Annotated in this window: 19 protein-coding genes and 2 pseudogenes; 5 read left to right on the plus strand and 16 right to left on the minus strand. The window is 72.0% G+C overall.

Features of this window, described 5'->3' with window-relative positions:
* Positions 1 to 39: 39 nt before the first annotated feature.
* Both EDJALFJO_RS10450 and EDJALFJO_RS10455 read right to left on the minus strand, forming a co-directional pair.
* Positions 40 to 1,749: a hypothetical protein gene (locus EDJALFJO_RS10450; protein ID WP_143448454.1), complete on the minus strand. Its 1,710-nt coding sequence runs from the start codon at positions 1,747 to 1,749 to the stop codon at positions 40 to 42.
* A 103-nt stretch (positions 1,750 to 1,852) separates the two neighbouring features.
* A complete protein-coding gene (locus tag EDJALFJO_RS10455; protein WP_158220379.1) occupies positions 1,853 to 2,455 on the minus strand; it encodes an RNA polymerase sigma factor in 603 nt (200 codons plus the stop codon).
* Positions 2,456 to 2,926: 471 nt separating this feature from the next.
* Between EDJALFJO_RS10455 and EDJALFJO_RS10460 the strand changes: the two genes are divergently transcribed.
* A complete protein-coding gene (locus EDJALFJO_RS10460; RefSeq protein WP_088284893.1) occupies positions 2,927 to 3,181 on the plus strand; it encodes a hypothetical protein in 255 nt (84 codons plus the stop codon).
* A gap of 49 nt (positions 3,182 to 3,230) precedes the next feature.
* Here the strand turns inward: EDJALFJO_RS10460 and EDJALFJO_RS10465 are convergent, their stop codons facing one another.
* From EDJALFJO_RS10465 to EDJALFJO_RS10505, 9 genes are all read right to left on the minus strand, one after another.
* Positions 3,231 to 4,370 (minus strand): M23 family metallopeptidase, encoded by a 1,140-nt coding sequence (locus EDJALFJO_RS10465; protein WP_088284895.1) that lies wholly within the window; start codon positions 4,368 to 4,370, stop codon positions 3,231 to 3,233.
* Position 4,371: 1 nt separating this feature from the next.
* Positions 4,372 to 5,952, minus strand: coding sequence for an ATP-binding protein (locus EDJALFJO_RS10470; RefSeq protein WP_088284897.1), 1,581 nt, complete (start codon positions 5,950 to 5,952; stop codon positions 4,372 to 4,374).
* Between the two features lie 111 nt (positions 5,953 to 6,063).
* The gene (locus EDJALFJO_RS10475) at positions 6,064 to 6,411 is read right to left on the minus strand and encodes a hypothetical protein (RefSeq protein ID WP_143448455.1); all 348 of its coding nucleotides are present in this window, start codon (positions 6,409 to 6,411) and stop codon (positions 6,064 to 6,066) included.
* 116 nt (positions 6,412 to 6,527) lie between these two features.
* Positions 6,528 to 8,048, minus strand: coding sequence for an SCO6880 family protein (locus tag EDJALFJO_RS10480; protein ID WP_198950185.1), 1,521 nt, complete (start codon positions 8,046 to 8,048; stop codon positions 6,528 to 6,530).
* A complete protein-coding gene (locus EDJALFJO_RS10485; RefSeq protein ID WP_143448456.1) occupies positions 8,045 to 9,568 on the minus strand; it encodes a hypothetical protein in 1,524 nt (507 codons plus the stop codon). The genes EDJALFJO_RS10480 and EDJALFJO_RS10485 overlap by 4 nt, the downstream gene beginning before the upstream one ends.
* Positions 9,565 to 10,551, minus strand: a complete 987-nt coding sequence (locus EDJALFJO_RS10490; protein ID WP_198950186.1) for a hypothetical protein — start codon at positions 10,549 to 10,551, stop codon at positions 9,565 to 9,567. The genes EDJALFJO_RS10485 and EDJALFJO_RS10490 overlap by 4 nt, the downstream gene beginning before the upstream one ends.
* 4 nt (positions 10,552 to 10,555) lie before the next feature.
* A complete protein-coding gene (locus EDJALFJO_RS10495; RefSeq protein ID WP_198950187.1) occupies positions 10,556 to 10,867 on the minus strand; it encodes a hypothetical protein in 312 nt (103 codons plus the stop codon).
* Positions 10,864 to 11,997, minus strand: coding sequence for a hypothetical protein (locus EDJALFJO_RS10500; RefSeq protein ID WP_143448457.1), 1,134 nt, complete (start codon positions 11,995 to 11,997; stop codon positions 10,864 to 10,866). The genes EDJALFJO_RS10495 and EDJALFJO_RS10500 overlap by 4 nt, the downstream gene beginning before the upstream one ends.
* Before the next feature lie 414 nt (positions 11,998 to 12,411).
* A complete protein-coding gene (locus tag EDJALFJO_RS10505; RefSeq protein WP_143448458.1) occupies positions 12,412 to 13,068 on the minus strand; it encodes a hypothetical protein in 657 nt (218 codons plus the stop codon).
* A gap of 648 nt (positions 13,069 to 13,716) precedes the next feature.
* On the opposite strand from EDJALFJO_RS10505, the gene EDJALFJO_RS10510 reads away from it, so the two are divergent.
* The 3 genes and pseudogenes from EDJALFJO_RS10510 to EDJALFJO_RS10515 all read left to right on the plus strand — a co-directional run.
* On the plus strand, positions 13,717 to 14,112 hold the full coding sequence (locus tag EDJALFJO_RS10510) for a hypothetical protein (protein ID WP_088284907.1): 396 nt from the start codon (positions 13,717 to 13,719) through the stop codon (positions 14,110 to 14,112).
* A 145-nt stretch (positions 14,113 to 14,257) separates the two neighbouring features.
* Positions 14,258 to 14,447: pseudogene (locus EDJALFJO_RS35490) on the plus strand (transposase); the annotation flags it as partial.
* A gap of 1 nt (position 14,448) precedes the next feature.
* Positions 14,449 to 15,788, plus strand: a pseudogene (locus EDJALFJO_RS10515) (transposase); the annotation flags it as partial.
* A gap of 230 nt (positions 15,789 to 16,018) precedes the next feature.
* Here the strand turns inward: EDJALFJO_RS10515 and EDJALFJO_RS10520 are convergent.
* From EDJALFJO_RS10520 to EDJALFJO_RS10530, 3 genes are read right to left on the minus strand one after another with little or no spacing between them, the layout of a single operon-like run.
* Positions 16,019 to 16,417 carry a hypothetical protein gene (locus EDJALFJO_RS10520; protein WP_088284910.1) on the minus strand — a complete coding sequence of 133 codons (399 nt, stop codon included), beginning with the start codon at positions 16,415 to 16,417 and terminating at the stop codon, positions 16,019 to 16,021.
* Positions 16,414 to 16,668: a hypothetical protein gene (locus EDJALFJO_RS10525; protein ID WP_143448460.1), complete on the minus strand. Its 255-nt coding sequence runs from the start codon at positions 16,666 to 16,668 to the stop codon at positions 16,414 to 16,416. The genes EDJALFJO_RS10520 and EDJALFJO_RS10525 overlap by 4 nt, the downstream gene beginning before the upstream one ends.
* Positions 16,669 to 16,727: 59 nt before the next feature.
* On the minus strand, positions 16,728 to 17,069 hold the full coding sequence (locus EDJALFJO_RS10530) for a hypothetical protein (protein WP_088284914.1): 342 nt from the start codon (positions 17,067 to 17,069) through the stop codon (positions 16,728 to 16,730).
* A 456-nt stretch (positions 17,070 to 17,525) separates the two neighbouring features.
* Between EDJALFJO_RS10530 and EDJALFJO_RS10535 the strand changes: the two genes are divergently transcribed.
* Entirely contained in the window at positions 17,526 to 18,425 is a 900-nt protein-coding gene (locus EDJALFJO_RS10535; RefSeq protein ID WP_088284916.1) for a helix-turn-helix transcriptional regulator, read from the plus strand.
* A 37-nt stretch (positions 18,426 to 18,462) separates the two neighbouring features.
* On the opposite strand, the gene EDJALFJO_RS10540 is transcribed toward EDJALFJO_RS10535, so the two are convergent.
* Positions 18,463 to 22,098 carry a LysM peptidoglycan-binding domain-containing protein gene (locus EDJALFJO_RS10540; RefSeq protein ID WP_088284918.1) on the minus strand — a complete coding sequence of 1,212 codons (3,636 nt, stop codon included), beginning with the start codon at positions 22,096 to 22,098 and terminating at the stop codon, positions 18,463 to 18,465.
* Entirely contained in the window at positions 22,098 to 22,535 is a 438-nt protein-coding gene (locus EDJALFJO_RS10545; RefSeq protein WP_143448461.1) for a pilus assembly protein TadG-related protein, read from the minus strand. Before EDJALFJO_RS10545 ends, EDJALFJO_RS10540 begins: the two co-directional genes overlap by 1 nt.
* Positions 22,536 to 22,539: the final 4 nt, after the last annotated feature.

Genomic DNA, 22,539 nt, shown 5'->3' on the forward strand with positions numbered 1-22,539 from the left:
GCCGGGGTACGTCAAGTACCCCGGCCCCGTTGGTGTAGGTCATCGGCTTGAAGAGTCGACCGGTCGCCCAGTTGCGGTAGGTATCGAGGACTGGTCGGGACCCGCCTCGGGTGGAGAGCCGCGGCCGGCGGTGACGGTGAGCCATAGGTGCCACAAGCCGCTCGGGTCTTCTGACCGGTTGTCCGTGCTGTCGTTGGGGTTGTCGTCCGTGCCGTCACTTTCGATGCCTTCGCGGCCGTCTGCAAGCCGCCGCTGCCGTTCGAGCCGATAGACCAGGTCATGGATCTCCGCCCGGGTCGGGACCGAGCACGACGAAGGAGCGGCTGCCGCCGTCGGGCGAGAAGGAGGGGCGACGTTGTCCGCCACCGCGTCGATGACCGGGGAGACTGCAGCGTCGGCGGATGCACCAGTGGGCTGCGTTGCCGAGAAGTACTGAGTCAGACGAGGCAGTGCATCGTCGTACTCGCGGACACGTTCGGACAGGAAACGGGTCTGCAACAGCAGGAGCAGAGCCACCAAGACCGCTGACAGCAGTACGACTGGCCCGATGCTGCCAGCGGTCGCCCACCAGCGATAGATGCCGGCGATCGTGACTGTCCCGACGGCCAGGACCGGCAAGGTATTCGCGATCTCCTTGAACCTGCCGGGGTTTGAGGTGATCTGGTAGTCAGACGGCGCCATGCCCGCCACCCCGATGGTGAGGAAGCCGAGGACCCAGGCGGTGTCGACCCATTGGTCCGCTGTGGCATACGCCCCGGTGTGCTGCAAGACCAGGAACGCGATGTCAGCGCACGACCAGGCTGCGATGCCGGCCGCCAGCAGGACGAGCGGGTTGAGGTTTCGGGCTGCACGGGCAACCGCCACCACCGCAACGGCGCCGTTGACCAGATCTGCGAGTGGGTAGAAGGCCGCCAGGACTGCGGGCCACCCGAAGAGCCCGCCCATGGCGGGCTCCACGAGGAAGACCCAGCCTGCACAGCAAAGGACGACGCCCCCGAGTGCTGCCTCGATGAGCCAGACCGACCCGCGCCAGCGAGTGGTGAGTTTTGGTAGGGCCGTCGGGTAGAGCATCAGTCCGGCGAAGGTGAACAAGGCCGCCGGAGCGAATCCTGCGTCTGCCCAGGATGGGAACGGTGCCTGCTCACCTCCCCTCAGCTCCAACCAAGTCCAGATCGACTGACCAGTCGCCCAGGCGGCACATGCGGCACCAAACAGCACCCACGCGGCAACCTCGCTGCGCATGCGGTGCCTGATTCCGTCGCCGCGTCGACGCTTCTGGAACGCGATCGTCCAGCAGATAGTGGCTCCGAACGCCGCCGCACCGAGTTGCACGAAGTTGCTGATGGACGCTTTCGATGTCGACGACACGGGCCAGGGACCCGTCAGGAACGCGAAGAAGATCGCGCCTGTGAGTGCGGCCAGGCCAGCAACAATTGAGAATCGCTGCCGCTTGCGTCGAAGGTTGCGCTCCTCCGCGATTCTGGCGGTGTCCTTGATGACCTGCTCGACGTCGACCTCCTGTGCGAAGCAGTCCGCGAGGTTCTCGGCCGACTTGGTGGCCAAGTCACGCAGTTCCTGCATGCCCTCGAGAGGGATGAGGTTGACGTTCTTCCTTGGAGTGCCACGGAAACGGGCTGCGGCCCGCCTTGCGATGGTGTCGCCGCCGGCGCCGCGCGGTCGACGCGGTCGGGGGTCCCCGAGCCATGCGCCGACGAGCGTAAGGATGAACTTCGGTCCTTCGCGAGTCACTTCTCCTCCATACGAATCCTCAGGTCCGGTACGTGCGTCAGGCGCGCTTCTCGGTTGGTGCCGCGGAGCGCGCCAGTCGACTTGTGTGTCTGCCCAAGACACCTCAACGACCCGGACCTGGACGAGGCTTGGTCAGCGGTCCTCCTTCCGGTGTTGTGCCGGGTCGCGACGACGCGTCCTCCGGCTGTTGGGTTGTCTTACCGGGCACCGCTTCGGCCCGGAGTTCCTCCAGCACCCTTTTCGCGCTCTTCAGGGCATCTCGACGGGTGCTACGCACCGTCGAGGGCAGCATCCTCAGCGTTCTTGCGATTTCACCGTCGGGCCGGTCTTCCAGGTCCAGCGTGAGTACGGCACGCTGACGAGCAGGGAGCCTGCCGAGCATCTGCATCAGTTCGTCCCTTCTGCAGCATTCCTCGTCCTGCTGGCGGGCCTCCGCCCCGTCAGACGCCTCTACCGATCTCAGCTCTCCATCGCGCCTTCGCACATCACGCTTGGCCGCGCGAGCAAGCTCGCGCCGCGCGATCCTGAAGCACCAGCCCACACGGTTGCGGTTGATGGATGACCAGTGCTGCTGCAACTTGATCCAGGTCTCCTGCACGACGTCGTCCGCCGTCGCCACGTCCCCGGCGGTCCAGCGCGTGACCACCCGACGGAAGACGGGGTCGGCGTGCCGGATGAACTCGGCGACGTCCTGCAGTTCGTTCAACTTCCCGAGACCGTCTGCTCGACCGTTCTCGCGAGGTCCTTGCAGGCCCACTGCGGTACTCCCTCCATGCACGTACGAAACGGTTACGAAGTCGTCTCCGCACGGCGCTCCGATCTCGAGGCGCCGGACGGCCGGAACACAACAACGCCGCCTTGCATGTCACGCGCGTGGGTGGAGCCCCCGCCTTTGCCCTCGCTCATGACATACGAGCACCGCCCCACCCTCGTCTGTGCAGTCACCTCGACAGATTGGTGATCGTTCCCATAGCCAGGGGACGTGGACCGCGCCCTGCGCCGTCATCCGTGAACCGCTACGTGTGAGCATCCGACACGTTCCCGCCGCAGATCACGTGCTTGGCCATGGGGCCGCCCCCCAGTAGCGTCATCTCGCACCCCGGCAAGGACTATCTGAACCGCCACGTGGCGTCCGGCGACGTCGACCATGTCGGTCGAGGGACCTAAACTTGGTGGAGTGGACAACGATGAGTTCGCGGCAGTACGCGCCGAGCAGGACCCACTTGTCCAGGCGCGCTTGGCCACCGAACTCATCGGCACCTACCAGCAGCGGTCCGTCGAGCTCGCCCGCTTGCGCAAGGTCGCGATCGAGCGCGCGGCGCGGGAGCGGGGCATGACGATGAGCGCTGTTGCCGTCGAGATCGGCCTGACGAAGGGGCGCATCACCCAGATCAGGCAGTCCGCGCCGGCGCCAGGTGGATCGTCATCATGAGACCGGGTACCACCTACCGCGGTGTCTGAGCTGAGACCGGCTGCAACTCCTACAACCATGCACCGTGCGCGCGCATCCATGGCACGGGGTCGATGGGTGTGGTCCCCCGGCGGACCTCAAAGTGCAGGTGCGGGCCGGTGCTGTGCCCAGCCCCGGGAGCCCCGCGGGCGCCGCCGCTCAGCCCTATGACCACACCGGCCTCGACCGGCCCTGGTCGCGCACGGATCACCGACAGGTGCGCGTACCGGGTGCTCACGCCGTCGGGGTGCTGGATGGTGACGAGGTAGCCGTAGCCGGAGGCGTTGCCGGCGAAGACGACGGTGCCCGCAGCCGCGGCGTGGACCGGGGTGCCGACCGGGACGGCAAGGTCTTGGCCGGCGTGCAGGCGGCGCAAACCCTCGAGCGTGCGCATCCCGAACGGGCTGGACAGGATGTACCGGCCCGCGGCCAGCGGCGAGACCCAGCCGCCGGCTCCGACCACCGCCCCGGCCTCGCCGGGGACGGGTCCGGTCGTGCAGACGAGCCCGGCCGGGTCGACCACGGGCTGCGCATCGAGGCCGGCGTCCGGGCTGTTCGGCGGAGCGGGGGAGGTCGCCGGCTCGAGGAGTGTGGCGACCATCGTGGTGGCGAGGGTCTGCCAGCGTGCGTACGCGGTGGGGAAGGCACTGCGCTGCACTCGGTTCGCGGCCTGCCACAGCGGCATCGACGTCCAGCCGGGCAGGTCCAGCAGCCCGGGTGTGCCCGGCGCCCGGCCGCCGGTGAAGAACAGGTGCGCGGCGCCGCGCGGAGTCATCCGGACGGCGAGCGGGCCCCACGGGTCGCGTTGCTGGAACAGGCCACGCGAGTCCGGGCCCGCGATGTCGCCGTAGGCGACGTTGATCAGGCTCGACTCCTGCCGCGCGGTCATCACCGCGATCACCAGGCCCCGCACCGGGACGCCGTCCGCCCTCCCTTGGGCGACCACCGCGGCGGCGTTCGCCCATTGCTGTGCCCGAACCCGGGGGTTCGTTGAGAGCCCGTCGAGCATCTCCTCGACGGCGCCGCCGGCGCTGATGCCGCCCGGCAGGCACACCTGGGGTACTGCGGCGGCGACGGTCGCGGCGATCACGGTGACGACGAGCAGCAGCGGCGCGGCGAGCAGGACGACCGCCGCGAGGGCGGCCAGCCCGACCTTGGTTCCGGTGCGCACGTCAGCGTGACGCCGCACCGGCAGCGGAGTCGTCGGACGGGACGACGGGCGACAGGCCGCGTGGCGCGGATGGGGTGATGGCGTTGTTGGTGTCGGTGAGGGCGGTCTCGGTGGCGGTGAGGATGCCGCTGACCTGGAACTGGCGGCTGCCGACCACCCATAGGGCGCGGCCGCGGCCGCCGGTGGCCCAGCCGGTGACGATCCCGGAGGCCATCGGGGTCAGGCCGAGCAGCCCGGACAGCTCGTCGCCGATCGCCTCGTCCTGGCCGAGGAGGACCTTGGTGGAGCAAAGGTGGAGCAGTTCCTTGGCGATCGCGACCGCAGCCGAGCCGGCGTCGCCGACGGTGAGCATGTCCGAGGGTTTGTGGGCCACGACGATCTGGATGGCGCCGTCGCGGCGGGACAGCCGCAGGTCGGCGTCCAGGGAGGCGACGGCCTGCTCTCCCAGGCGCATCTGCTTCCAGGCCTCGTCGCGGACCACGACCCGCAGGTCGACCTGCCCAGATGGCTGGTGCCCGGACAGGTGCGGGACGTCAGTCATCGCGCGGCCCCAGGAGTTCAGCGCCATCAGGGCGATCCCGACGGCCTCGTCGCCGAGCGGCTCGAGCCGGGACAGGGACAGCGACTGGATCGGTGCCCGCCAGTCAACCTTGACTGTGGTCGGGGCGTCAAACAAGCCCCCCAGGTGCCCGTGGACCAGAGCGCCGAGGGCGTCCCGGACGCCGCGGGTGTCGTCGAGGAAGTGCTGCCGGGACCGGTACCGGCACCCCGTGACGAGCTGCGGGGTCGGGTCACACAGCGCCTGCCAGACCTGCGGGATGGTGATCTCAGTCAGGGACGTCGCACCCGTGGCGTACCCGGTGAGGTCACGCAGGATCTGCCCGACAGCGGACTCGGCGGTCGGCCCGAACGGCACCTTCTGCGACCCAACCAGCCCGCGGAGCAGCTGCAGCCAGCGGGCGAACACGATCGCCGCCCGCCGCGCCGCCTCCTCCCGGCCCAGGTGGGTCCAGTCCCGGCCGAGCGGCCCGAAGTCGAGCGGGTTGATCCGCGCCGGCAGCCCAGGGCCGACGGCATGCGGGCTCACCCCGAGGGCCCGGCACAGGCCCTCGTACTCGTCCTTGACGTCACCCAAGATCAGAGTGCGGTAGCCGTACGCCATCAGCCGCAACGCGATGGTCTTCACGGCGCTGGACTTCCCGCGCCCGGGCGCACCGAAGATCATCATGTTGGGGTTGGTGACGCCGGCGGTGTTGTGCAGGGTCCAGCCGATCGGGTCGCAGTAGAACGCTCCCCCAGACAGCCAGTCGATCCCGACCAGCGCGCCGGTCGGCGGCAGCCCTTCGGCGGGGATCAGCGGCCAGACTCCGCCGACCTGCTCCGAGGTCATCCGGAACGCCGCCAGAGGTGCTGGGACCGCCGTCCACCCTGCGCCCGCAAGGCGTACGCCGCGGCGCGCAACGACCTGGACGTCCGGACCGAGGCCTACCTCGCGGACCGGCACAGGTGCTGCAGTCGGCAGGTCATGGCCGAAGTCGGTGAGCAGTGTCTGCACTCCCCGACCTGTGCTCCGACGGGGCATCTGGGACCTCCCTGAATAGGCAGCGAACGGTGAGTTCACCGCGTCAGGTCGATCCCGCGCCTCATTTCAGGCAGCTACCTCGAAAGTGGGCCTGCCATCGCCGGAGCGCGTTCAGCCTTCCGAGGGGCAGTCCTTCAGCAGCCGGGCAAGATCGGCGACGGGCCTGCCCGCCGTCCTGTCGTCCCAACCGACAACGGCGTGCTCGACGCAGCCTGCCTTGACGCTGCGAGCAACTCGGAAGGCGAGGCTTCGCCGGCCGTCAGCGACGACAACGTCGACGATGGCCTCCCCGTCATCTCGGGTGACCGGGTTCAGAGTCCCGGGAGCCACGAAGTAGAGGAAGTCGAGGTGAATCTCCCCATCGCTCCGTGAGGGGTCACGTTCAATGCCCTCGTAGTGCAGCTGCGCCCAGTCAGCATGTGGAAGGCCGCGGCGGTCTTCCTCGGACAGGCGGTCCATGAGTGCCCTCCACACGTTTCGTCAACCCGGTCACTCCAAGGTGTCGGCGGGGGCGCCTCCTGGCCTTAGCAGGGGAGGTCTTCCGCGCTTCCGCGCCTGAGTTCATCCGAGGGACGTCACAGACCGCCCCGTCGGCGGGGTAGCCCGACCCCGAGGGGGATGCAGGCGGCGGCGAACCCGGAGTCCTGGGCGAGGTCGAGGCGTAGTGGGGTGAACCCGGCGGCGCGGATGGTGGCCTCGAGGCCGCGGCCGGCTTCGGCTATGGACCAGGTCGATGGGACGGTTGTGGCGGCGGCGATCGCTGTGCGGACCAGGGCTTTGCCGGAGGCGAGGCGGGCGTCGTGGTCGCCGACGCGGGCGGCGTCGCGGCGGTGTGCGGCGCGGGTGGCGAAGCCCATCCGGGTGCGCAGTTCGGCGGCGGTGCCGGCGGAGATGGCTTCGCGGCCGACGAGCCGGTCGGCTCTGCCGGCGGGGATGGGTTCGAGGAACACGGTCATCGAGCGCCGCTCCCCCGCCTGGGCGGGGGCCAGGACCGGGGCGAGGGCGCCCATCACGGCGCCCTTGTCCGGCAGGAGCACGGTGCAGGTGACGCTGGACCAGGCGTCGTGGACCCAGTGCCGTGCCGCCGGCGATGGGGCGGACGAGGGGCCGGCGGCGGCCATCGGCAGTCGTGGCCCGGCGCCGAGGGCGGCGTCGACGAGGGCGGCGCGTTCGCCGGGTGCGAAGCCGGTGCGGATGGCGGCCGCCAGGGACGGGGAGTCGAGCCAGGCGACGCCGGTGGCGCCGATCTGGTCGACGAGGCGGGCCTCGACTTCGGCCATCACTGAGTGCAGGACCCTGGCCCGGCCGTCGATGCCGCCGCCGGCCTGCCGGGAGGCGCGGGCGATCCGCTGCTCGGGGACCACGACGGTCACGAACGTCTCGTGCCGCACGGCGGCGGCGACCACGGCCGCGGAGAGCTGGTCGCTGACCTGCCGGGACAGGGCGGGGGCGTCGGGGCGCAGGTGGTTGCGTTGCCAGACGGCGCGTTCGGCGCCGTCGTCGGGCAGGGTGCGGACCTGCAGCGCGAGGACGCTGACGAGCTCGGCGGTGGCGGCGCCCTCGAGGAGCTCGGCGAGGCCGGCGGCCATCCGGGCCCGGTGCCCGGTCTCGGTCAGGCCGATCCCGGGGTGCCAGACCCGCGCGACCACCGCCCACGTCCCGGCGGCGGTGTCGTGGACGAGGGCGTGCCGGGTCTGCAGCGGCCCGAACGGTGGCCCGTCGTGGGTGGTGATCCCGGACAGCACCCCGGGCAGGTCAGCCCGCCCATGGTCGCCGGGGTGGTCGCCCGGGTGGCCGGTCGCTGCGCGGGACTGCCATCTGGTCCACCCCATCGCTGCACCGACTCCTCTCATCGTCACGTCACGAAGCCAGGTCAGTCCCGGGCGGCCTCGGACCGGGACCGCGACCCCGGCGACGGTGAACAGCCAGACCGCCAGCCACCCGGCGGCGACCGTCCATCGGTGCGCGCCGACCGCCCCGAGCAGCGGCAGCCCGGCGGCAACGACCGCCGTCCATGCGGCGCCGGTCAGGCCGAGCAGCCAGGTCTGCCGGTCCGGTCCCCACCCGCCGTACCGGATCGGCTCTCCCGCGCTCACGGGACCACCACCGGCACCGAGCCCGCGGCCCCAGCACCCGCGCCGGCCCCTGCAGCGCCTCCGGCGCCGCCGCCTGCGGCCCCACCACTTGGAGGAGCCGATCCGGGTGGCGCCCCTGCTGCCCCTGACGGGCCGGACGGGGCTGGGCCGCCGGCGCCGGGAGACCCGGGCTGCGTCCCGGGCGCGGGACCGGACGGCGTCGCCGGGTCGACGGTGCCGTTTGCTTCGCCGCCTCCATCACCGTTACCGCTGGAGCTGCGGAGGGCTCGTTCGTCGGCGGGGGTCATCGAGTAGCCGGGGTGCCCGACGCCGGCGGAGCCGAGGATGTCGGTGCTCAGGTCGACGGCCCGGTTCGCGATCGAGGTGGTCAGCTGCATGCCGCGGCCGAACATGCCCAGGGCGCTGCTGACTCGGGACTCGGTCGCGGTCGACGCGGCGGCCTCGCCCTGGGCGCGGCCGGCGCCGTCGCTGGCCGCGGCCGCACCGTCCGACCCGCCGCCGCTGCTGGCTTCGGCGCGGCCGGGGTTGCTGAAGTCGGCCCAGGCCTGCCGCATGGCGGCCCCGGACACGGTGCTGGGCTCGACGAACGACATCAGCCGGAACAGGGTGAGCGGCGCGATCGCGGCGACCGCGACCAGGGCCGCGCCGACGACACCGGTGCCGACCGCGGCCGCCGTCGACGTGGTCGCTTCGGTGGTGCCGACGGCGGTGGTCGTCGCGGCACCGGCGCCGGCGATGACGCCGTTGGAGACCCGGACCCCGATCCCCAGGACCAGCGCGGAGCCGGGGGCAATGAACGCCGCGGACAGGAACCAGCGCAGCGACTTCCAGAACCAGGCCCGGCTCACGTCACTCAGCAGCCCCGCCGCGGCGATCGGCGCGACGGCAGTCAGGACAATCAGTGCTGCCTCCCGGACCAGGGCGACCAGGACATCGGTGAAGGCAGCCGGGATGAGCAGCAGCAGGGAGGTGATGGCCAGCACGAACGCGCTGGCGACGTCGACGCCTTCGCGGGGCCAGCTGCGGTAGCCCTCCCAGGAGGCCAGGACGTCGACGTCCAGGGTGGCCGACAGGATCCCGTGGGTCAGCCCGGACGCGGCCGCGACCACCCCGGCGCCGACGACGACGAACGACGCCCACACGATCGCGAACTGGGCCAGGCCGAGGAACACCCGCCCGATGCTCTGCCCGTCCCGACGGACCAGCGCCAGGCCGAGCTGGACGAAGAACATCACCACGGCGACGAACCCGCCCAGCCACAACGTGATCGGCAGGACGTACCCCATCGGTCCGTTCGCGGTCAGGTCCGGGGTGGTGAACGCGTCGACGAGCCGGAACGCGAGCTCGAGCAGCCACAACCCGGCCTGCCAGACACCCGACAGGATCGTGATCAGCGTGTCCGCGACGCCATTGACCGCCGTGCCCAGAGCCCACCCGAACGGGTCAGTCACCGGGTTCGACGACGGGCTGAACGACGGACCGAACGCCGGCGCGACGGTTCTCATCAGTGCGCGGCTCATGGCTGCCAGGCCAGGTCGGTGAAGCCGGCGTCGATGGCTGCGTCGGTGTCGGGCCACACGTTCGGTGCCTGGACCGGTTCCGGGCCGGCGCCGATCATCCACCGGTCGCCGTCCCAGGTCATCCGCTGGCAGTCCGAGACCCCGACCCGGGCGGTCCGGGTGATGGTGATCGCGAGCTCGTAGCCGACACAGGGCACGACGAAGTCGTCCCCGACGTGCCCCTTGAACAGGCCCATCACCGGCGTCAGGACGACCGGAACCGCCGACATCCCAGCCGCCGCACCTGACGACGTGCCTGGCGATGTGCGGTCCGATGTGCCGGCGGATGTGCCGGTGAGGCCCTGGACGCTGCGGGTCGGGCTGAGCAGGGCGGCCATCGCGTGGACGCCCGACCAGGACGTCGTGGTCGGGCCGCCGGGCAGTGCCCAGGCGGCGATGACCTCGCGGGCGCCGGCCATCGTCCCGGACTGCAGCGCGGCCCGGTCGATCGCGATCAGCTGCGCCAACGCGCCCGCCCGGGTGTGCGGGCAGCCGGTCTGGACGCCGGCCGGGCCGGTGTCGGGGCAGTCGGGGACGACGATCACGGGGCCGGGGTCCCGGGTACTCACCGGCCCAGGCGTGGCCGAGGACAGCGGCAGCGACGGCATCACCCGCGCCGCGACCACGTCCTCCTCCTGCCGCTGCTGCACTCGGCGGCCGACGGTCGAGGCCGACGTCGCCACGGACGGGGGCGAAGCGGCCGGGTCGACGGGACCGGTCGGGCCGGCCGCGGTCCCTGGCGCATCGGGCGGCGGCGCCTCGGCAGCACTGCGGAGCGGGGCGAGGGTGAGCCCGGCCCCGACCAGGATCAGCAGCACGCCGACGACCGCGACCCCGAGCAGTGCCCTGCCCCCACCGCCCGTGCTGCCTCGCGGCAGGCCCGTTCCGTGGGCAGCGCCCGCTGCCTCCGCGGTGCTGTCCCGCTGGCTCGTCCGGTTGGTCATCGGGTCAGCAGCCCGTGATGCCGGTGATGACGGTGTACCCCGCGACGTACAGGACGGCACCGAGCAGGCAGATCATCAGGCCGTCGAAGCCGAGGCGGGCGCCCTTGGGGTGGTGGGTGACCCGACCCCAGATGATCATCCCGACGCAGGCGAAGAAGCTCACCGCAAGGATGGCCAGCACCCCCCACTTGACCCAGCCGAGGATGTCGTCGGCGTAGGACTGCACCTGCGCCGAGGGCGCCGTCGGGCACGCCCCGGCCGCCCGGACGGCCACGTGGGTGGCCATCTGGGTCGCTATGAGGTGAGGGCTGGTCACTGCTGCTCCTGAGAGTCGAAGAAGAAGGGGAAGAGCGGTTCCTGCGCTGCCGGCGGCTGGCGGGCCGGCTGGACGGGCAGTGGCTGCTCGAGGACAAGGGCCGACCGTGCTGCGGTGCCGGCGAGCTGCCACAGGCGGGTGCCCGTCGCGGTGACCTTGCGGGGCAACGGGCCGGAGCCGAGTCCGGCGACGGCCAGGCGGCGGTTCAGCGGGACCGTGACAACCAGGCCGGCGCGGTGGGCTTGCTGGAGCAGCGGCCCGGCGCAGGCCCGGACCTGGCGCGGCCACCGGGCCGGCCCGACAGCAGCCACCACGACTGGTCGAGGGCCGAGCGGGGTCACGCCGAGGGCGGTCAGCCTGGTCAGGGTGACCTCGAGGCGCTGCAGGCTCGGCAACGTCGGCCGGAACACCACGACCACCGGCCCCGCCGGTACCCGTGCGAGGTCGTCCAGGTGGCAGCCGAGGTCGAGGACGGTCACCCCGGTCTCCCGCACATCCTCCCGCGCGGCCGCCCCGAAGAGTGGGGCGTCGGTGTCCGGTGGGGTCACCGGCAGGTCGTCGACCGGGCGAGAAACGGTGAGGCGGCCGCGCCGGCCGTGGCGCCACCGGCCACAGGCGCCGACCCCGAGCTCGGCATCGGTCACCCCCGCCAGGCCCTCCCGAGCAGCCGGCGAGCAATCCACCAGGTGCACCGACCCCGGCGGCACGACTGAACCAGCGGTGCCGGGAGCCGGGAGCCGGGATGCGGCCTCGGCGATGGCGACCGCCACGGTGGAGGACCCGGCACCCGAATGGGCACCGACGACCAGCAACGAGCCCGGCACCTCGGCGAGCCACTCCGGAAGCGGCCCCGGATGCGGCCCGCCGGCCACCGTGACACCAGCCCGCTCCCCCACCCACTGCGTGGCTGGCACCGGCGCGGACACCACGGTGTAGATCGCGTCGGGCATCACGGCGGGCATCACGGCGGGCGGCCGTTCGTCCTCGTGGACTGGCGCCAGGGGTGCGGTCCGGGCGCGCAGGGCTGCCTGTAGCTGGGCGATCGACAGAAGGGACCCGGTCGACGGGTCGACGTCGGCGCCCGCCAGTGACGCCGCGCGGACGCCAGGGCCCGCCGTCGTGGTCCTCACCGCGAGCACCCTTGCCGCGGTGCTGTGGCGGCGTGCATCGACCGTCCGCGGATACTCCGCTCGGCGGTCGCGTGGTCGCCCGCCTGCCGCCTTGAGGCGGGCGACCACGTCGCCCCGTGGCCAGGCGCTGCACCGGCGGCCGCCTGGATCCGGGGCTGGGCCGGGACGGCGGCGGCCAGCTCCGCCCGGCCCCAGCAGCCCGCTCGCCCACCAGAATCTGCCGACGGTCCTGCCAGTGGTCGTGCCTGACGCAGGGTGCACTCGACCATGGGCTTCTCCGGGGACTTGTGGGGTGCCTTCACCGCCCACAGGGCACCCGCCGGCCGGGATTCCGGCATCCGCGTGCAGTCGACTGCAGGGACCCGACCTGGCCCCCTTGCCGTGTGACCAGCGGTTGGCCGGCCCCGGTCACGGTCAGGCCGCCGCGTACTCGGCGGCGGCCGCCTTCAACGCGGACAGCGTCCGGGCCTGCCGGCGCCGGGCCGTGCGCTCGTGGACCCCCCAGGCCTGCGCCACCCGGACGCCGGCGCCCTGGCCGTACCCATGGAGCTGCTCGAGCTGCCAGGCGAGGCGGACGTCGTCCGCGTCCACGAGCCGGCGGCGGGTCGCCCACATCAGGAAGTCAGCGAGCTCCTCCAGCGCACCGGGCTCCTCCGGGCCAGGCACTGCGTCCAGGGTCGACTCCCACCAGTACAGGTCGCCGTCGACGAGCACCTCACGCGCCGCGGCACCGCGGCGGACCCCGAGCTCGCGCAGCACCGCACGGCGGGTGTCGAGCAGCAGGCTCAACGCATACGCACGGCGCCGGCGCTGCCACGGGAACTGCCGGATCTCCACCGCCAACTGCCCCACCACCACGGTCACCAGGTCCCCCGCGGTGTCCAGGTCCCGCAGCCGGCCCACCATCGTGGCGACCCCGGACGCGAGCAGGTGGAGCAGCACCAGGACGGCGTCGGCGTCGTCCCCGCCATCCGCGGCCGCGCGGCGGACCAGGCCGCCGAGCACCTCGTCGCAGCGGTCCAGGTCGCTGCCCCGGGCGGTCAGCCGGGCCAGGTCCTCGACCCCGCCCACGCCAGCCAGCGCTGACTCGGCGTCTGCCCATCGCAGGAGGGTCCCGGCTCGGTCCAGGCGGTCCACCAGAGCGGTCCAGCTACCAGCCACGTTGTCGTCACGGAACATCTCGGCACTCCTCGTCGGGGACGTCAGAACGTCACCGACGCTGCCGAGGAGGAGTACCCCGACCCGTCACACGAGCACTGTCACCTGACCGTCATCGCGTCAGCGCGCCAACCGCCAACAATCGGCTGACCTGCGTCATCAACCCACCCGGTGACACCTCTGACGGAGGCGCTGGCTCGGCTCCGGCCCGACTTGGGTGCCAGGTGCTGGAACAGTCCAGCAGGGGCAGGTATGCGCCGCGCTGCTCAGCAGCAGGACCGCCTCCGGATACCTGTCACCACCAGGCCGTCCCCCTGCTGACCAAGACGGCGCGTCGCGACCCGCCTCTTCATCCGAGCCGGGCATGCTGCAGACCATCGGGTGCAGTCGCAGCCAAATCACAGGGGCCGTAGACCGCCCGGACCAGGGCGGACACTCCGTCCGAGCCGGAGCAGCAGCCGCGGAGGGTACGAGCAAGTGGGTTGGCTTAGCGATCGTCGCTCCGCGCGAGCAATTCAGGCACTCATCCAGCGCCTGGCCACGAACGATGAAGCAGCCGACATGTGGGCCGCGTTCAGAGATGCGCAGAGTGTCAAGGTCGCCCAGGTGGTCTCCCGCCGGTCGGACGGACATCGCATACGCGGTCTGCTGGCGCTGACGGACGAGCGCCTCGTCTTCGCATCAGAACGGGGTCTGCTCAAGCATCCCGAGCTGTGGGGCGAGGACGACCTCCGGCGCGATCCGACCATGCTGACGAAGGTGGTTCTGTCCGTTCCTCAGGGAGGGCGGCCTTGGGGCACCGACGACCTCTCGTTCATCACGGTTCTTCCGAGCGGCGACGGTCTGCTGAGAATTCAGCCCGCGCGCGAGGAATGGCTGACGTTTGAGGTGGGTCCGCGGTCCAATGCCTACGGACTTGTACTGAAGCTCGAAGAGATCATGTCGATTCCTCTCTAGGAGCCTGCTGAACAAGACGCCGAGCCGGGTCCTTCGTTGATCATGGCTGGTGGGTCAGGCTTGGCTTGTGCAGGGTGCGAGTGATGGGCAGCGTGAGCTGCTGGATGTGGAGTCGTTGGCGGGGCATCTGCTGCCGGCGGGGAGTGTGTTCGCGTTCCTGGCCGAGCACCGCAACAAGCTGTTTCCGGCGTCGGTGTTCGAGGACCTGTTCCTGTCCGGGCGGGGCCGGCCGAGTCTGCCGCCCGAGCTGGTCGCCTCGGTGCTGGTGCTGCAGACGTTGCACGGGCTGTCGGACCGGGAGGCGGTCGAGGCGGTCACGTTCGACCTGCGGTGGANCGTTGACGTACTGGCGGGCCCGGCTGGCGGCCTCGAAGGCCCCGAACCGGATCTTCGACGCGGTCCGGGACGTGATCACGGCGACCGGGGTGCTGGCCGGCAAGACGCGGCGGGCGCTGGACTCCACGGTGCTGGATGACGCTGTCGCGCGGCAGGACACCGTGACCCAGCTGATCGCCGCGGTCCGCCGGGTCGGGCGGGTGGTGCCCGGCGCTGGGGACCTCGTCACGACGGTCTGTACCGGCTACGACTACACGCGCACCGGGAAACCGGACATCGCGTGGGATGACGAGCAGGCCCGTGAGGACCTGGTGTCGGCGTTGGTCAACGACGCCCTCGCCCTGCTCGCCGCCGTCAACGACATGCCCACCGACATGCTCAGCAACGCACTCCAGGGCCGTGGTGGGGTCGAGGCCCTGGAGGGTGAGGCGGCGCAGGCGGTGGCACTGCTGGCGTTGGTCGCGGGGCAGGACGTGGAGCCGGCCGAGGGTTCGGACGGGACCGACGGGCGGTGGCGGATCGCGCGCCGGACCGCCCCGGACCGGGTGATCTCCACGGTCGATCCCGAGGCCCGGCACGCGCACAAGACCCAGCACCGGCGCCAGGACGGGTTCAAGGCCCACGTCGTCGTCGAGCCCGACACCGGCCTGATCCTGGGCACGGAGCTGACCAAGGCCTCCGGCGCCGACAGCAGCGACGCCGCCGTCGGCCAGCGACTGCTCGGCCTCACCGAGCCCGCCGAGCCCGCCGAGCCCGCCGAGCCCGCCGAGCCCGCCGAGGGGTTGGACCGGTGGGAGGTGCTGGCGGACTCGGCGTACGGCAGCGGGTCGATGCTGGCGGCCCTGGACGCCGTCGGACATGTCGCGGTCATCAAGCCCTGGCCGTTGAAGTCGTTGATCGAGAACGGGTTCACCATCGCGGACTTCACTGTCGACGAGACCGACGGCCAGTACGGGAGCGTGACCTGCCCGGCCGGGATCGTCCGTGCGATGACTTCCAGGCGGGCCGCCTACTTCCGCGCCGCCTGCCAAGGCTGCCCGCTGCGATCCCGCTGCACGACCTCACCCCGTGGTCGGAAGGTCAACGTCGGTGAGCACGATGCCCTGCAACGCGCGCACCGCGCCCGAGCTGCCGACCCCGACTTCCTGGCCGTCTACCGCCAGCACCGGCCGATGGTCGAACGCTCGATCGCCTGGCTCACCCGCGGCAACCGGCGCGTCCCGTTCCGCGGAATCAGCAAGAACAACACCTGGCTGCACACCCGTGTCGCCGCCCTCAACCTGCGCCGGCTCCTGGCCCTGGGCCTACGTCACGACGCAGAACAGTGGGTCCTGGCATAGCCCCAGACTGGCCACCGCCACCCATCACGAGACCGAGCTCTTGACCCGCCAAAGGCATCAGGAGCAGTCTCGACCTGGCGAGGAGGGCGAGCTCGTGTCCGCTCCGCAAGGAGACGTGACCGCCGCCAGACGGCCTTGAGCCCCCTCCTCGCCGCCCAAGCCCCCCGGATGCAGGCCTTGTTCAGCAGGCTCCTAGACCGTGTGCTGGTCGCCCGTTACCCGCGGCGCGGTCAGGGGATGGTCTCGGTGCGCACCTTGCTGCTCAGCAGCAGAACGGCGTCCGGGTAGCGGGTCACCACCGGCCAGTCCCGCTGCAACGAGACCGCGACCGACTGCGCCGTCGCGGGTTCGCTCTGCGGCTGGCCGGCGACCGAGGCCAGCAAGCCGGTTTCCCGGGCCGCGGCGGCGTCCAGGTCGATGACCACCACCGGGGAGGCCTGCGCGAGCAGCTCGAGCCACGGACGCTCGGCCGGCGTCGACCACCGCCAGGCCTCCTCGAGCGACGTCGCCGGCACCGCCAGAGTGATCCCCAGCTCCGTCGCGACCGCCAGCAGCGCCGCGGCGTACTCGCTGTCACCGGAGGCGATCGCCCGAACCGCGGTGGAGTCCAGGACCCGCCCGCCGATCACGACGCAGCGGCCTGGGCGCTCTCCGGGGCGAGCCGCTCACGCCAGAACGCCATCGCGTCCTCGTCGATCGGACGCCCCTCCCGCAGCCGGTCGATCGCGACGCGGGTCTCCCTCGGCGTCAACCGGGTCCCCACAGCATCGGCGATCACCGCGCTTGCCGTCGGGTAGGCACCGGACTCGACCGCCGCGGTGATCCGGTCCGCGACCGCCTGCGGGACCGTGATCGACATCTTCACATGCTTGTCCGTCACAACGCCGATCCTACCGCAGTCCTACCGTTGTGGTCCGGCTCGCGTTGGAGCTTGCCTGTTCAGCCCAGGACCAGATTGGAGAATGCGGCCTGTGCCTCCGCGATCGCCGCCGGACGCCCGGAGAGCTCCTGGGCCCGCCCCAGCGCCTTGATGATCAGCGTCATGTGGACCATCGGGGGGATCATGCGCTCCATCGAACGCATCCTGCCCTCCTCGTAGACCCGGGCCAGTGCCGAGGCGATCACCCGGGGCATGTCGGGCGACTGATCGGCCCGCAGCAAGGGCGACCTCATGACGGTGTAGACGTCGTAGACGTCGCCCTCCCAGCCGTCCCCGTGCCGCAGGGCGCGCAATGCGGCGGCGAACTCGTCCTGCTTCTGCGTCTCGTCGTTGACTGTCATGGCGCTGGTCTCCTCGGTCGTCCGGGCAGGTCTGTCGTCCGTCAATCTCAGGGGCCTCAGCGCTTCCAGTAGCCGTCGTGGTCGGTGCACACCATCCCGGTGCCGTCGCATGCGCTGCAGACCCCGCCGGACCCACGGCATACCTGGCACTCGTGGAGCAGCTTGAAACACTTGTCGCACTTCAGGTCGGCCACTGCGACCTCCTCGTTCTCTCGTTCCGTCAGTTCGGGTACTCGTTGTGGGATCCCACGTCGACTCACCTCACACATCGTCCGTACCCGTCTCCGGGCGGTCCCTTGGAGGAAGGGGTATCAGCGCAGGAGGTTGTCCGGATCCGGTCGTAGAGCCGGACAAACAATGGGTAGGACGTGGCGGCGGGAAGAGCCGAAGGGCTCTCCGATGACCGCGCGGCCGTGCGATGGTGAACGCCCTCATCACAGGGGGAAGGATCAACGAGTGGGCAGGCCAGAACGCGAGATCGACCCGGCGGACGGGCCGGTCGCGGCGTTCGCGCAAAGGCTGCGCGAACTGAGGCAGCAGGCCGGGGGGCCGACCTACGGGGCGATGGCGCGCAAGGCGCACCGCTCGTCGTCCGTGCTCGCCGAGGCAGCCGGTGGAACCTCCCTGCCGACCCTGGACACGACACTGGCATACGTCGCGGTGTGCGGGGGCGACGTAGACGAATGGACCGAACGCTGGCACGCCACCCGAGCAGCGATCGCCCCGGAGATCCAGGCGCCGGGGCCGCAGGCAGCACCCGACCCCGCCGACCCCGGTCCGGCGATCGACCTCCCGTCCGACTCCCCCGCGTCGCTCGGCCGGCCCCGTCTGATGTCCCCGAGGGTCTTGGTCGCCGTGGTCGTGGTCGGGCTCGTCGGAGCAGCAGCGGTCTGGGGGCTGAGGGAGGACGGTGCCACCGCCGACACCACGGTGCCAGCCGTGGCCAGCGTGTCGTCCTCCGGGCCAGCGACCACGACACCGGCCACCGAGGAGGCGCTGACGATCGAGCAACCGACCGATGGCGGCACAGTGGCGATGCTGAACGATGTCGTCATCCACCGGTCAGGGACGTCGGTCGGCAACCACGTCTGGATTCTCGTGCAGTTCGTCGGCGGCCCGGTGACGAACCCCCAAGGGGATTGCAGCACCCAGGACGGGATCACCTACATCTGCGCGCAGGCACAGTTCGGGGACCCAGACACCAGCCGAGCAACGAAGTTCGAGATCCGTGCGGTCGAGGTCGACGAGGAAGGGCACCTTGCGTTGCAGACCCTGGTCGCGGCGGGGTTCAACCCAGCGCTGCGGCCGGTGCCGTATCTCACGGAATCGGATCCGATCGTCGTCTCTCGGCGCTGACACCCTCGATCGACGCAGCGAACGACTGAGCGGCCGGTCACCCGGCGCGGTCAAGCCACCGACGCCGGTGCAGGACTTCCGCGGTGCGTGGCGGCAGATCCTCTTCGACCTCGGCGTCGTGGTTGGCGAGGATCCGCGCAACGAGGCGATCGGCCTGGGCTCGGTTGCCTTGGGCGTCGCATGCGGCGACGAGGTCGAGAAGAGCGACGTCGTCCGTGCTGCCAGCAGCCAGGGCCACCTGCGCGGCGGCGGCGGCCAGGTCGGGGCGGCCGGTGGCGAGGTGGTGGGTGGCGACGACGTGGGCGACGTCGACGATCATGCCGGTGTAGGTGTGGTCGAGGGGGTCGTCGGCGAGCCAGGCGTAGCCGCTGGGCCGGCGGTCGGCGAAGGGTGGTCCGGTGACGAGGTCGAGGGCTGCCTGTAGGTCGGTGATGCCGTCGGCGCCGCGGGCGACGCCGCGTAGGCGCAGGCGGCGGAACAGGTCGGCGTCGACGAGGAGTCCGTCGATCCGGTAGAGGCCGGGGCCGCCGGTGGGGTTGATGGCGGTGGGGACGTAGTCGGTTCCGGTGGTGGGGTCGGTGCCGAGGCGTTTGCGGACCATGTAGATGGCCTGGCGGACCTTGGAGGTGGTGGTCGCGCGGGGGTCGGTCGGCCACAGGTCCTCGCCGAGCTGTTCGGCGGTGACGCCTCGGGGGTGGCAGGCGAGATAGGCGACGACTTCGGTGGTCCAGGCGCGGCGGTGCTTCTCGGTGGGCAGGTCGACCCCGGCGCGCACGGTGAGCGGGCCCAGCACGGTCAGCCGGGGCCGGGGGCAGTCCTGCGCCCTCCAGTCGGCGAGATCGGTATCGAGGGACGGGTCGGCGTCGCCGACCCGTCGCCGGGCGGTGTCGTCGACGGCGGGAGCGAGGGTCGTCAGGTCATCGCAGGTGGTGGCTGTGCTCTCCAGGTACGCAGCCGGCGGCAGCGGCAGCACCCGGTCTGGGCGCACCGACCCGGTGGTCGCGTCCCCGGCCTGCCGCGCGGTCCGCTCGACGTTCGCCGCACCGGCCGGTCCGGGGTCGGTTGCGGTCACGGCATCGGTCAACATGTCGTGGCGTGGCGCGCCGGCCAGGTCGGCGTAGCCCTGCCATCCGGCGTCGCCGGGTGCGTCGGGCATCGGCCGGTCGTCGGTGCGGGCTGCGACGGTGAGGAGCTGGGCGAGCTGGGCGGCCTCGTGCGCGGGCAGCTGCTGGGCGACCAGGTCCAGGCCGAGGGCCGGGATGTGGAGCGCGCCGTCGGCGTCGATGCGCAGCTGCCAGGCCGCGTCGCTGGTGGGCAGGTACCGGCCGGTCAGGACGACCGCGGCCGCCGTCCGATGACCACCACAGTCCCGGCCGTCGCCTGGGCCGTCGCCTGGGCCGTCACTTCGGCCGGTGTCTCGGCCGCCGTGGACGGCGGCGAGTAGGGGGGCGAGTTCCTCGAGGAGGTCGGGGTCGTGGAGGTCGGCGAGCAGGACGACCTGGGGGAACAGCAGGTCGGCTGCGACGTCGCGCAGGCGGCCTGTCAGGACGTCGATGCCGGCGGACTTCAGGGCCCAGGCGACGTTGCGGAGCTGGGTCAAGGACCGGGTAACGGCCGCTGCGGGGTCGGTGGTGACGGTGACCCGGTCGGGGTTGAGGTCGGCGATCTCGTCGCCGAACCCGGCCAGGGTGACGGCGAGCTGCTCGGACCAGGTGTTGTGGGCGAGCTCGGCGGCGATGAACCGGGCCAGGTCCAGGCAGCGTGCGGGGTCGCCGGTCAGGGCCACAGACCCGGCGCGTTCCAGGTCGAGCAGCCAGTACTCGCCGCCCGCGGTGTACCCAACAGAGGCCAGCGCCGGGTAGGGCGCGAGCAGCCGGCCCGCGGCGGCCGGGTCGAAACCGGTCGGAGCGCCGCGGTCCAGGGTCCATCGCGTCCCTGCGGCGTGGACGGTCCATGCGCCGGGCGCCTGAGGTCGGGGCTCGGCGAGGACGAGTTCGAGTTCGGTGGCGGACAGCCGGGCCGCGACGACGTCCGGCAGCGATCCCCGCGGCTCAGTCCCGGCCGCTGATGCATCCGGTGATCCGTCTGGTGGGCTGTCGGGGCCGGGCGTCTGGAGGTGGACCAGGCCGCGCAGGGCTTCGTTCAGCCACCGGACGTCGGCAACACCGGCGCCCGTGGTGACGGCCCGCTCGGTGCCGGACAGCTGCGGGGGTGTCGCGGCGATGGCCCTGCCGAGACGACGGTGGCGTTGCTGGCGGCGCCGGTGACGGCGCAGGGCTTCGGCGCTGACCCCGGCCAGCAGGAGCCCTCCTGCCCCGAACAAGGTGGCGGCCAACGAGAAGTCACCAGCCGGGGCCTCGGCGTCTGCTGACGACTCCTCCCCCGCTGTCACGGTGGTGGTGTCGGGGGGTGGCGTGGCCTGTGGCGCACCTGCACCGGTGGTCGTCGACGCGGCGGCGCCTCGACCACGATCCGTGTCATCGGCTCGTGTCGCAGGGTTCGGCGCGGTCTCGGGCGCGGCTTCCGTGCCTGCCGTGGGCGCGGCGGTCGGGGCGACGGTCGGGGCTTGGGCCGAAGGCGGTGACGTGCTCGGGTCCGGCTGGGCTGTGCTCTGCCTGCCGTCGTTGGTGGGTGCGGGCTTCTGGATGGGGGTGCTCGGGCGGCCGGCCGTGGGTTGGGCTGCGGGGAGGTCGATGGTCCAGCCGGGCAGGATGAGGTCGGGGTCGGTGAAGGTGCGGCCGCCGGGTTGGGGGCTGTTCTGGTTCTCCTGCCAGAGGCGGTGCCAGTCGGCGACGTCGTGCTCGACGGCGATCCCCGACAGGGTGTCACCACGCCGGACCGTGACCTCGTCCGAGGCCGTGTCGGGGGTGTCTCGCGTGCCCGCTGTCCCGGTGCTGTCATCGCTTCCGGGCGTGGTGACGGCCTCGTCACCGGGCGGGAGGTCGGCGCCGGCGGGGAGGGTGACGGTCCATCCGGGGCGCAGCAGATCCGGGGAGGTCATCACAGCGCCGTCGCTCTGGCGGCGGCCGCTGTTGAGGTCCCAGATCTCCTGCCACCGCAGGCCGTCGCCGAGGAACCGCTCGGCGAGGTCCCAGTACGTCCCGGGCCCGTCGTCGCTGACCGTGTAGACCGCCTGCCGCGTCGCTGCCTGGCGGGTCTCGACGGCCTGGCCCGCCCCTGTACCGCGCGGGCCGGTCTGCTCGGCGGGGTCGGCAGCGACGAACGTTGCGGGGGCGGTGGCGACTGCGGTCGGTCTGGCCGCCGCTCCCCGCGCGCTGCTCGAGGCGGCGGATGGCGGGGCCCCGAGGTGCAGGGGGGCGATGACGAACGCGGCGACGACGAGCAGGTGCGCCAGGTGCCGTTGGCTGGGGAACAGCCCGGGCAGCCTGGCCGGCAGCCGGATCCCGGCCAGGACGGAGAGGGTCTCGGCGAGGACGGCGACGGCGAACTGTGCCCAGGCGACCCAGGCGACCGCGGCGAGGACCGCGACGACCGCGGTGTCGGACAGGTCGCCGGCGCGCAGGTCGGGCCAGGCCTGCAGCGGGTTCCCGACTGTCGCGGCCAGGCCCACCGGCAGCCCGACGACCAGGACGAGCAGGACGACGAGTGCGGCGGCCGCCCGCAGATACCGTGCGGGGCTCCGCTGGGAATGCAGCAGCTGGGAGTGCGGCATCAGGGACCTCCGGTAGTGGTTCCGTGCAGCACGGTCGCGGTCGCTGCGGCGGTCCCGGTCAGGTCACTGACACCGACCGCGCTCAGGACCACGGCGCGGCGGGGGACGTGCGCGGTGACAGTGACGTCGAGGCCGTTGACCTGGATCTCTCCGGTGGCGCCGGCCAGGGCCAGGACCCGGGTGGCCGCGGCCCGGGCCGCCACCGGGTCGACGGCCAGGGCGTCAGGGCTGGGGCCGCGCAGTGACGCCGGGGACAGGGCGTCTGCGCCGGCGCGGGAGGCCTGCTCGGCGAGGTCGGCGGCCCGGGCCCGAGCAGCGATCGCGGCACCACCGTCGATGACCAGCCCGGCCATCACCAGCAACCCGACCATGATCAGCGCCATGTAGAGCGCGACGGACCCTCGGTCCTGGCGCCCCGCTCCCCCGCCGCGCGTCAAGTCG

This window comes from Kineosporia sp. A_224 (genome assembly GCF_002198655.1).
GTDB lineage: Bacteria > Actinomycetota > Actinomycetes > Actinomycetales > Kineosporiaceae > R-H-3.

Bases quoted from the DNA above. Each gene is read 5' to 3' on its own strand.
- EDJALFJO_RS10540 (WP_088284918.1), bottom strand. From the start codon at position 22,098: ATGCCGCACTCCCAGCTGCTGCATTCCCAGCGGAGCCCCGCACGGTAT.
- EDJALFJO_RS10475 (WP_143448455.1), bottom strand. From the start codon at position 6,411: ATGGACCGCCTGTCCGAGGAAGACCGCCGCGGCCTTCCACATGCTGAC.
- EDJALFJO_RS10510 (WP_088284907.1), top strand. From the start codon at position 13,717: ATGTGGGCCGCGTTCAGAGATGCGCAGAGTGTCAAGGTCGCCCAGGTG.
- EDJALFJO_RS10490 (WP_198950186.1), bottom strand. From the start codon at position 10,551: ATGACCAACCGGACGAGCCAGCGGGACAGCACCGCGGAGGCAGCGGGC.
- EDJALFJO_RS10470 (WP_088284897.1), bottom strand. From the start codon at position 5,952: ATGCCCCGTCGGAGCACAGGTCGGGGAGTGCAGACACTGCTCACCGAC.
- EDJALFJO_RS10530 (WP_088284914.1), bottom strand. From the start codon at position 17,069: ATGACAGTCAACGACGAGACGCAGAAGCAGGACGAGTTCGCCGCCGCA.
- EDJALFJO_RS10485 (WP_143448456.1), bottom strand. From the start codon at position 9,568: ATGAGCCGCGCACTGATGAGAACCGTCGCGCCGGCGTTCGGTCCGTCG.